The organism is Streptomyces lancefieldiae (assembly GCF_031845825.1).
GTDB classification, from domain to species: Bacteria; Actinomycetota; Actinomycetes; order Streptomycetales; family Streptomycetaceae; genus Streptomyces; species Streptomyces lancefieldiae.
The window spans coordinates 1-2,507 of the sequence record NZ_JAVRFH010000179.1 but is presented as its reverse complement, the minus strand read 5'-3'; the positions used below and the strand labels follow the sequence as shown (position 1 = coordinate 2,507).

General features: G+C 69.0%; 2 protein-coding genes. Both read left to right on the top strand.

Annotation, left to right across the window (positions count from 1 at the left end):
• Nucleotides 1-1,232: 1,232 nt before the first annotated feature.
• Complete coding sequence (locus tag RM812_RS41355) at nt 1,233-2,099, top strand: helix-turn-helix transcriptional regulator (RefSeq protein WP_311586061.1); 867 nt, start codon at nt 1,233-1,235, stop codon at nt 2,097-2,099.
• Nucleotides 2,100-2,219: 120 nt separating this feature from the next.
• Nucleotides 2,220-2,399, top strand: a complete 180-nt coding sequence (locus tag RM812_RS41350) for a hypothetical protein (protein WP_311586059.1) — start codon at nt 2,220-2,222, stop codon at nt 2,397-2,399.
• Nucleotides 2,400-2,507: the final 108 nt, after the last annotated feature.

The following is a 2,507-nucleotide window of genomic DNA, read 5'->3' as shown; positions in this document are numbered from 1 at the left end:
GGAGTACTCTGCGTCCCTGACCAGTCCGGATGTCCTGGACTTGATAGCGATGACGCCGAGCGCACGCCACGTGAGCGGTGCAGACCTCAATGACGGCGGCGTCCTGCCCGATCAGATCACCGTCTCCGTGCTGGCCACCGCCTACCAGCCCCGGTGACCACAAGCGGGCGCACGCGCCTGCCGGCCGCCCGGCCCGGCGCCGCACCACACGGCAAGCGACGCGGACGCGGCTCCCGCTTCAAGAACATCGCCCCCCCGGTAGTCGGCACCGCGCACTTCGGGCGACAGGCGTACGTCTGCGGTTTCCTGAACGTGACTCGACCCGTCTCGACGCAGGCCGATCAGCTTCGGTGGAACCGGCGAGGCAGCGCCGGGGACACCCCCGCCCTCGCCCCCGCGCCGAGGAGCTGGCCGCCCCGGTCGTCGCGCCCACGCCCCGCCCCGGCGAGTACCAGCAGGCCGTCGTCGACGCCGGGGCCGTTTCGGTAGGAAGAAGGCGGTCCCGGCCGCTCCGAGCGGGCATGGTCACCCGGCCGCCGACGGCAGTGCCCTTGTGCAGTGGGGAGGCCGCCCCGGCCACGGCCGACCACCGGACAGGCGCTGCTCAGCGAGTCCGTCGGTGCCCCTCCATGAACGTGGCCGGGACCTTACGGTCCCGGCCACCGTGAGTGGGCGGGTGAGCCACCACCCGGGCCACGGGGTCCCTTGGCGCTGGTCGGAGCCAGATGAAGCCAGGGCCCACCCCTGGTGAGAAGGAGTGGATGTGCGGATCGTCGCAGTCTGGCCGTACAACGGCAAGCCCATGTGAGACAAGAACGAAGAAAGGGTCCTTGCGTGCGCGGCTCAGCACCACAGAATGCGAAGCGCGCTGCGGTGCTTCCTGCTTCTTTTCTTCCGGGTATCAGCAGAGCGTTCCGCTCTGGCCAGACATTCGGCCGCACTTGCCACTCAGCGGAGTTGATTCGAGACGCGACAGATACGAATTAAATCTCATCGGCCGGCCTTCGCGTGGGCCGATCGCTGGCACGATGCTGTCCACCGCGGCGCGACGGAGCCACCCGTCGAGCTGACGGCATTCACCGGAGCCAGAGCCACCGGGCCACCCCGGACAGCGGTGGGCAGACAGCCTGCACCGCCAGTGAGAAGAGAGGGCGTCGAATGCTGCGCCGATACCGGATACGCACCGCCATTGACCCACGTCAGCTGCCAGCACGAGCACCCTGGTAACGGGCATGTCGCGCACCGGGCGCCCGATGTCGCCGATTCCCGACCCGAACAGCCCGAAAGGGCGTCTGGCCGGCCAGTTCCGCGCCGGCCGTGGACGCCGCGGCCTGACCCAGGAACAGATGGCCGCCAAGGTCGGCACGTCCATCGGCACCGTGCAACGCGCCGAGTCCGGACGTGTCTTGCCGACACTTCCCATGGCGCTGGCCATCGCGACCGTCTGTCACCTGGATGAGGAGCACATCGAGAGCCTGTGGCGGAAGGCGTCGCGCCGCGGACGCAAGCCGCACCTGACCCGGGCCCGCCCGTTACGGCAGATCACGGACGCTGCTGAACTCGGGGTCGCGCTCGTGCGGGTCTGGGAGCTGAACGGCTGCCCCTCCGCACGGGAGATGGAGCGGCGAGTCAGGGAACGCGGCGAGTTCGGGTTTCTGTCCCACTCGGCAGCGTGGCGGATCCGGGAACGCGACCAGTCGGTCACCTCTGAGAAGCAGCTGTTCGCCTACCTCACCGCCTGTGAAGTCTCCGAGAAGAGCTTCCTTCTCTGGTCACTGACCTGGCACCGGGTATGCCGCGTGGAGAGCAGCAGCGAAGACACGGGGGACAACCGCCGGCGCAAACTACTGCACGCGGCTGCAGCTGAACGGCACCTCAAGGACCTCGGTCTCATCCCGCAGGAGCGCTTCCCGGGCAGCAGGGTCCCCTGGACAGTGCGGTGCCGACGGCGGAAGTGCCGGCAGATCAGCCGGATCCGCTACGCCGACGTCATAAGACACGGGCAGGGCTGCCTGGTCTGCGCAGCATCCTCCGCGGCTCCAGGCTCTGCACCCGACACCGGCCGCCCCCTGCACCAGCCCGGCACCACCGACCCGTAACCGGTCCGCGTCTGACGCAAGGCTCCCTGAAGACGTGGCAGCCGACAGACGGGAGCCGGCCCGCCCAGCACGATCCGGCCATCCCCATGCGCACGTTCCCCCACCCGAAAGGACCCTCTGGTGAGTGACCCCTCCAACCTGACCACCGCAGTGGTCACCATGACCACCGCGATGGGGCTGCTCCTCAGCGGCGGAGCAGTCTGGATCGCCGTCAAGAACGAGCGCCTGGGCGCCGCACTCCTCGTCGGGGTCGCCGTAGCCACGCTCTGGTACGTCGTGATCAGCGGCCCTGCCCAGTAGCCGGAATACTGCGTGCCTCTGTCCACGGACAGTGCGACATCCGGGCGAGCGGACAGCCACCCACGACCAGGAAGAAGGAGAGTGTGGGGTGAGGCTGGGGCAGAGGTC